The following is a 6,919-nucleotide window of genomic DNA, read 5'->3' as shown; positions in this document are numbered from 1 at the left end:
GACCGACGGGCACCGGTTCTCGGTGCGTCTCGACATAGCCCAATGCCTGGTACAGCGTGACGTTGCTCTCCATCTTCTCGTGGGTGTACAGACGCAGCGACGGAAGCTTGCGGCGGGTCGCCTCTCGTTCTGCGAATGCCAGCAACGCACGGCCGATGCCCCGGCCCTGCGCGTCGGGCCGGACCGCGACGTTCTCCACCACGAGACAGTCATCCTCGTCGATCAGGACGATGACCCCGTCAACGGCGTCGTGACACGCAACGTACACGTGTCCGGAGACGATCAGTTCAGCGTAGTCGGCATCCAACGGTGCTGGCCGAATTCCAAGGTGGGAAGCCCACCGGTGGTACGCCGTGGCGACCACGTCCTCGACAGCGGCGAGGTCGCCGGCCTGTGCCGGGCGGATCTCCAGTCTCATCATCGGGCATCGCCTACAACGTGCCGATGGGGTCTGGCCACTCGTGTTCCGGCAGAAGGTCCCGGAGGGCAGCCGAGCGGTCCAGCCCGAGGACCACATCGGTGTCGAGGTTGTCCGGGTGGATCTGCCGGATGAACTCCCGGCACCGACCACACGGAGGCAGCACGTGCAGCTTTCCGGTGTCGCTCCGCCAGACAGCGACGATGCGCGAGATCCGGTGCTCGCGCGCGGTCACCATGGCTGCGATGGCGCTGTGCTCGGCGCAGAAGCCGGTGCCGCATGGTGTGTCGATGCACACGCCCGCGTACGTCTGGCCGCTGTCGGTGACGAGAACCGAGGCCACGTCACCGGAGACTCTGTCCTCGATGCGGTGCGGGTTCAGGCGTTCGGCGGCTGCCTCGATGAGCTCCCGATGATCAACTCGTTGCATCCGGTCAGCATAGGTGCGCGGATCGCGGGGTGTCGCCGCAATTCCGTCAGATCTCCTCGTTGCGGAACCGGATGGCGTTGATGACGGTCCGTGGCACGCCGACGCGCTCAACGTTGTTCAGCGTGGCGACGTCGCGCATCAAGTTGCCGCCGATCCACCAGCCGCCGAAGTAGTTGCCAACCTTGCCCCCAGGGAAGAATCAGGGTTCTACGCGGAAACGACGTGGTCATCTTCGCGTGCGGCTTGAACTGTCGCGTTCAGGCACATCTCGCAAGCGCGCGTATAGCGCATCGTGGGGGCCCAGAGGCGCACCTGCGGTATCGTCCGCGCGTGGGAGGTCATGCATGTCTAAAGAGAAGCCGACGTACAACACGTACAACCGGTTCGTCGACCCCAAGTACGACCGGCGGGTCAACCACGAGGGCGCTGGGCTAGGGCGTTGGGCTGGGTGGGGTGGTATATGGGAGCGGCGGAACCCGTGGCCGACGTTTATGTTCGTTTTGGGCGCAGTGGCCTTCATTGTCGGGATGGTGATGTATCACGGGGCGTTTGACGATTCCGACGCTAAGGAAGCGGTCTACGGGAACCATCTGGTGACGTTCGGATCACTGCTTATGGCAGGTGCGATGCTCGCAGCTGCCGTCTGCTGGCAGCTGCGCCGAAGCGAGCGGTAGTGATAGCCCGATAGGCGCTTAGTCGAGAGTTGATCAGCCTTTCAACCAGATGCGCAATGGTCCGACGCTGGTGAAGCCGGCACGGTGGGCCACTTGCAGGTTTGGGAATACGTCCCCGTCGCCGTGTGCTTGGCGCCAGGCGACCAGGTTCTCCGGCGTTCGTACGACGCTCCAACGCAGGCCGGACACGTCGTGCCGTTCGGTGGGCTCGCGGTAGACGCAGGGCCACCCACGCGTCGGGGCCGAAGCTCGTCTCCACGCCATGCTGCCGGCATACGAGCTCGCACCATTCCGTATTGTTCCGGATCGCCATCGCGACGTGAGGATCCACCGACGCAGTGTGCGGCTGTCTTCCTGATCTCTCGGAGCTCGGCCAGCACCGTGGCTGGATCTTCGTACTCGAATCGATCAGACGTGGCCATGCGGGAACAGCCGGGGTCAACGATCAGATCTGGTGCGAGACGATGTGATCTCCTCGTTGCGGAGCCGGATGGCGTTGATGACGGTCCGTGGCACGCGGACACGTTCGTCGTCGTGGTAAGCGCTGCTCAGCTCGTCCACGCCGGCGTCCGGAGACCGGGTGAGCGCTGCGAGGCGGTCGAAGAGGCGGACCTGGTCGTCGTCGATGGGTTGATCCACCCCCGGCATCGCACCCCAGACATCCCACGGCAGCATCTCCATGTTGTTCAGCGCGGCGACGTCGCGCAACAGGTTGCCGGCGATCCACCAGTAGCCGCCCTGGTTGAGGTGGCTGAAACCGAACGACGACGGGTCGGCGTCACCCGCCCGGCAACTCGCCCAGGCGTCGCCGGCGATGACGAACTCGTCGCGGCTGACGTCGGTGGCGTCGAAGCCGTTCGGGAGCCCGCCGCGCAGCACGTCGTCGATCTGGGCGTCGACCAGGATCCAGCGTCCGTGGTCGGCGTTGAAGTACTCGGCGACCCAATGGTCCTCGAAGGTCTCAGTACTGAGGTAGCCGCCGAAGCCGCAGCGTGCACGGGCCGGCACGCCCTGATGGCGTAGCAATGCGACGAACAGGACGGTGAAGTGACGACAACAGCCTGCCACGCGGTTCTCGGGGGTGCGCGGCTCGGTCAGCGGCCTGCCGTCCTCGGCGTGGATCCGCTCCAGGAACTGCTCCGCTGGGCGTATGTGGACGGTCTGGCGACGCTTGTCGGAAAGCTTGAAGCCGTACAACTCGGTCAGATGCTCGTGGACGACCAGGCCTTGCAGCACCTTCGCGAGCTCGGCGACGTCGTGCGGCAGGCCCTGGAGCAGATCGGCGTGCCGTGCGAGAGAGGTCATTGTCGCGGGCTGCGTGTAGAGGTCGAGTGTGGTGGGCGTGGGGAGTTGCTCTGTGGGTGTGACCATCGGGGCCTCCAACGGCTGATGTCTGGTGCGACGGGTGCGCGACGATGTAGGTCCGATCCCTATGAGCATCGAGCCTGGACTCTTCCCCAGGGGCCGAGTCAACGGGTCCTGGAAGTGTTCGGCCGGCACCGCGGCTGACGTTGCCGAGTCAACGCGTTCGCCACGTGTTCAGCCGGCGTGTCACCTAGTGGGCTCGTATGTCCGATGGGACCGCTAAGGTCGACGGCATCGATGCGGCAGCTGAGGAGGAGCGCGATGGCGGCTACGGACGCGCCGGTACCGACGGAGTTTCCGCATGGTATCGGCAAGACGGCCCGTCGCGAGCTGGCCGTTAACGGCTACACGCGGTATGACCAGCTGACCGAGGTGACGTCCGCGGACCTGTTGAAGATCCACGGCGTCGGCCCTAAAGCGATTCGGATACTCGAACAGGAGCTGGAAGCGAGGGGTCTCTCGTTCTCTGGTTCATGAACGTCAAGCGAGGCGAACGGCCGCCATCGACGATCAGGTTGATCACCGGGGAAAGACCTTGCCCGCCGAGCTCCGACGGCGAATGCGTGTGGCTCTCGGTGCTGGTTAATCCTTCAGCCAGATGCGCAACGGTCCGACGCTGGTGAAACCGGCACGGCGGGCTGCTTCCAGGCTTGGCCCGTCCTCGTATCCGACCAGTGGCAGGCCGGGGAAGCGGTCGGAGATCGCGGTGACGGCTCCGGGCCACGCCTGGTCCTCGGCGGCCGTCACGGTGAAGAGGTTCGAGATCCCGACGACGGCTTCGCTGCGGTTGGCGACGGCCCCTGCAGCGACAGCATCCCCCTCGTGTGCGACGACGATCGCCACGGCCGGATCTTCGAGCAGCGCCGCGTGGAAGACGTCTCCGTTGCCGTGTGCGCGGCCCCATTCGGCCAGCTCCACTGCTGTGTGGATGACGCTCCACCGCAGGCCCGAATCATCGTGACGCCGAGCCGGATCGCGGTAGATCCACTCGGCGTCGAACAGCGGCCGGAAGCCATGCTGGGACAGCTCGAGCGAGGCGAAGCTGTCCTTGATCGAGCATCCAGGAGAGTCGTCGATGCTGCGCAGTATCTCGACCGGTGACGGATGCGGGCTGAGCGTCACCGCATCCGGATACAGCGGCGGCGTGCGACGCGACGCCACCCACGCGTCGTCGTCGAACCTCGTCTCCACGTGGTGCATCCGACACACCACGGCACACCAGTCGGCGTTGTTCCGGGCCGCGATCACGGCACGGGGATCCACCGGCGCGGCTATTCCCTCAGGCACGGCGGGCGTGTTCGAGCAGCCAGTCCAGGGCCGCTTCGCCGGCGCTGAGAACCGAGACGTGGCCGTCGTCGGGGCGCATCCACAGCTCCGCGGAACGGATGTGCTGCGCGAGCCAGGCACCGTGCGAACTGGGCACCATCCGATCCTGTCCACCGTGCAGGATCAGGGCTGGTGACCTGATCTGCGCGGGGTCGCATCCCCACGGGGAGACGTAGGCCATGTCGTCGTCGAGCATCCCGTCCAGGCCGCCTTCCAGGGCTTTCCCGGCGATCATGCCGAGCCATCCCCATGGGCCGGAAAGCGCGGCGTGATCGGCGGGCGTGAACTGTTCCGGATCGAACTCGGTGGACGCCAGGAGGTCCTCGAGTGCCTCTCGTCCGATGGTCGCAGCGCGCAGCTCCGCAGCGCCCGCTGGTCCGATTCCCGCGTACCAGTCGAGCCCGTCGGCGTCGAACGGGGCCAGGCCGGACCCGCATACCGCAGCGAGCACACGTTCCGGCAGGAGCGCGGCACATGCCAGTGCGTGCGGACCGCCGCCGGAATGGCCCATGACGGCGAACCGTTCGATGCCCAACGCGTCGGCGATCTCCGCGACGTCGGAGGCGGCCGACCCTACGTCCCGGCCTGGGTGGGGAGACGATCCGCCATAACTGGGGCGGTCATACGACACCCATCGGATGCCGCGCTCGGCGGCCGCGGGCATCAGTGGCTCGGGCGGCTCGCCGATGTTCGGTGTGCCGTGGTGCCAGACGACGGCCAGGCGGCTATCGGTGTCGTCGGCGGTGTCGTCGCCGGCTGCGGTGTCGTAGACATGCAACGTGCGCCCGTCGTTCAGTTCGAGATCGATCTCTGTCAGCACGTGCGGAGTCTAATGCGATTCGGATCGATTAGACATGGGTGAGCATCCGTTCCAATGGTCGAGGTGCGTGGCTCAGCTCCAACGCTTCGACGAGTACCTTCGCGTAGAGGGATTTGCGTCCGGATCGGCTGCCCATGAACCGATGAAGTTGCTGCTCGACATCCCGTTCTCGTTGAGCCGGCTGTTTCTGCAGGAGGCGGAAAGACGCCAGCTCGCCCTGCTCGGCGACGGCCTGTTCAACACGGGATGTTCCCAGGGCCCGGATCAGCTCGTCCTCGAGATCTTCGACGCAGACGTAGAAGCCGAGCGTCTCCATGTCCCGCCGGGAGAGACCGTGGCCGAACCCGGCCCGCTCAAGTCCTCGAAGGAAGTGGCTCTCTTCGCGGGCGTCGCACATGCCCGCCAGCTCGAGATCCAGCCCGTGCGGACCGAGATACTCGAGGAAGTGGCCGATGTTCGTGGCGCCGCCCATCGGTACGACGCCGATCCCTTCATCGCTCAGATCCCGGTCACAGCGTTGGGCCCATGCCTGCACCGCGCGGCAGTCGCTCAGTCCTTCGACGAGGATCACGGCCGTACAGGACCCATCCGCGACGTCGATGCCCGTGACGGCGTCCTGAACCGCGCCGTGCGACGCGGGGAGCCAACCGTGGTCTCTGGTTCTCATCGGCCCTCATTCGCTGTGCTGCGACGGTGCGACGGACGCCCTCTTGCATCAAGTATCGCGACGAGGAGACATCTTTGGCGACCGGCATACCGCTGACGGGCGCGCATCCCCTCTTCGTGCCGGCAGGGCGTGCGTCCCTCCCGGCTGCTGGCAGGGCGCGCGTCGTCTCTCAGCACTCAGGTGTACGCCTGCCTGTCATACGCTGAGCGCAGGGCCGGCTGGGCGTCTCGCCCGCCGGGGGGAGAACGACGTCGGGGCCGGCGGGAGGATCACGATGCAGCGGGTGACCGAGCGCTTGCTGAACTGGGCGTCGATCATCGAGCCGGACACGTTGGCACAGGCCAAGCGGGCGTCGGACATGCCGTTCATCTATCCGCATCTGGCGCTCATGCCGGATGCGCACCTGGGCAAGGGCGCCACGGTCGGCAGCGTGATCCCCACCCTGGGCGCGATCATCCCGGCGGCGGTGGGAGTCGACATCGGCTGCGGCATGATCGCTGTGCGCACCCAGTACGGGCTCTCAGACACCGAGGGCCTGAACCGGGCACGTCTGCGCACGGCCATCGAGAAGGCGATCCCGTTGTCGGCGGGGAAGTACAACCGCGACTACACCGCGTCGGTGAAGCGCCGTTCGGCTGAGCTGGAGGCGATGGACGGCGCCCGGACCGCCGATGAGATCGCCCCGAACTGGCGGCTGCAGCTCGGCTCGCTGGGGTCCGGCAACCATTTCATCGAGGTCAACGCCGACGAGCTGGACCGGATCTGGCTGTTCCTGCACTCCGGGTCGCGCGGCGTGGGCAACAAGATCGCCCAGCGGCACATCAAGATCGCTCGCGACGAGTGCGAGCGACGCTCGGTCACGCTGCCGGACCGGGACCTCGCTTACCTTGAAGAGGGCACACCCCAGTTCGACGCCTACATCCGTGACCTCACGTGGGCTCAGCGGTTCGCGCTGCTCAACCGGGAGGAGATGATGGATCGGCTCGCCGGGTGCTTCGGTGCCTGGATCGGTGAACCAGTCGTGGAGCAGGAGCGGACGAACTGCCACCACAACTACTCGGCCCGGGAACACCACTTCGGTAAGGACGTGTGGCTCAGCCGCAAGGGCGCGATCAACGCCGCCGAGGGGGTGTCCGGGCTGATTCCCGGCTCGATGGGGACGGCGTCGTACGTCGTCGTCGGGATGGGGAATCGGCGCGCCCTGAACTCGTCACCACAC

General features: G+C 66.3%; 9 protein-coding genes. 3 read left to right on the top strand and 6 right to left on the bottom strand.

Annotated features, from left to right (window positions below; genetic code table 11):
• Positions 1-421: GNAT family N-acetyltransferase (locus tag ELR45_RS11350; protein WP_165367680.1), on the bottom strand; the 421-nt coding region annotated here is incomplete at its 3' end.
• Between the two features lie 10 nt (positions 422-431).
• Positions 432-848, bottom strand: a complete 417-nt coding sequence (locus tag ELR45_RS11345) for a cytidine deaminase family protein (protein WP_129666047.1) — start codon at positions 846-848, stop codon at positions 432-434.
• A 344-nt stretch (positions 849-1,192) separates the two neighbouring features.
• On the opposite strand from ELR45_RS11345, the gene ELR45_RS11340 reads away from it, so the two are divergent.
• Positions 1,193-1,522 (top strand): hypothetical protein, encoded by a 330-nt coding sequence (locus tag ELR45_RS11340; protein WP_129666045.1) that lies wholly within the window; start codon positions 1,193-1,195, stop codon positions 1,520-1,522.
• 438 nt (positions 1,523-1,960) lie between these two features.
• On the opposite strand, the gene ELR45_RS11335 is transcribed toward ELR45_RS11340, so the two are convergent.
• Entirely contained in the window at positions 1,961-2,893 is a 933-nt protein-coding gene (locus ELR45_RS11335; RefSeq protein ID WP_129666043.1) for a transglutaminase family protein, read from the bottom strand.
• Positions 2,894-3,148: 255 nt separating this feature from the next.
• On the opposite strand from ELR45_RS11335, the gene ELR45_RS11330 reads away from it, so the two are divergent.
• Positions 3,149-3,364: a helix-hairpin-helix domain-containing protein gene (locus tag ELR45_RS11330; protein ID WP_129666041.1), complete on the top strand. Its 216-nt coding sequence runs from the start codon at positions 3,149-3,151 to the stop codon at positions 3,362-3,364.
• Between the two features lie 105 nt (positions 3,365-3,469).
• On the opposite strand, the gene ELR45_RS11325 is transcribed toward ELR45_RS11330, so the two are convergent.
• From ELR45_RS11325 to ELR45_RS11315, 3 genes are read right to left on the bottom strand one after another with little or no spacing between them, the layout of a single operon-like run.
• Positions 3,470-4,174 (bottom strand): hypothetical protein, encoded by a 705-nt coding sequence (locus tag ELR45_RS11325; protein WP_129666038.1) that lies wholly within the window; start codon positions 4,172-4,174, stop codon positions 3,470-3,472.
• Positions 4,167-5,033: an alpha/beta fold hydrolase gene (locus ELR45_RS11320; protein WP_129666036.1), complete on the bottom strand. Its 867-nt coding sequence runs from the start codon at positions 5,031-5,033 to the stop codon at positions 4,167-4,169. Before ELR45_RS11320 ends, ELR45_RS11325 begins: the two co-directional genes overlap by 8 nt.
• Before the next feature lie 28 nt (positions 5,034-5,061).
• Positions 5,062-5,700: a TOPRIM nucleotidyl transferase/hydrolase domain-containing protein gene (locus tag ELR45_RS11315; RefSeq protein WP_129666035.1), complete on the bottom strand. Its 639-nt coding sequence runs from the start codon at positions 5,698-5,700 to the stop codon at positions 5,062-5,064.
• A gap of 274 nt (positions 5,701-5,974) precedes the next feature.
• Between ELR45_RS11315 and ELR45_RS11310 the strand changes: the two genes are divergently transcribed.
• Positions 5,975-6,919: RtcB family protein (locus ELR45_RS11310; RefSeq protein WP_420813874.1), on the top strand; the 945-nt coding region annotated here is incomplete at its 3' end.

It is taken from the genome of Phytoactinopolyspora endophytica (assembly GCF_004138495.1).
Taxonomy (GTDB): Bacteria; Actinomycetota; Actinomycetes; order Jiangellales; family Jiangellaceae; genus Phytoactinopolyspora; species Phytoactinopolyspora endophytica.
This window is presented reverse-complemented; position numbering and strand designations above follow the sequence as displayed.

What these genes read in the sequence shown, in the direction of transcription:
- ELR45_RS11330 (WP_129666041.1), top strand. Translation starts at nt 3,149, where the DNA reads ATGGCGGCTACGGACGCGCCGGTACCGACGGAGTTTCCGCATGGTATC.
- ELR45_RS11340 (WP_129666045.1), top strand. Translation starts at nt 1,193, where the DNA reads ATGTCTAAAGAGAAGCCGACGTACAACACGTACAACCGGTTCGTCGAC.
- ELR45_RS11315 (WP_129666035.1), bottom strand. Translation starts at nt 5,700, where the DNA reads ATGAGAACCAGAGACCACGGTTGGCTCCCCGCGTCGCACGGCGCGGTT.
- ELR45_RS11345 (WP_129666047.1), bottom strand. Translation starts at nt 848, where the DNA reads ATGCAACGAGTTGATCATCGGGAGCTCATCGAGGCAGCCGCCGAACGC.
- ELR45_RS11335 (WP_129666043.1), bottom strand. Translation starts at nt 2,893, where the DNA reads ATGGTCACACCCACAGAGCAACTCCCCACGCCCACCACACTCGACCTC.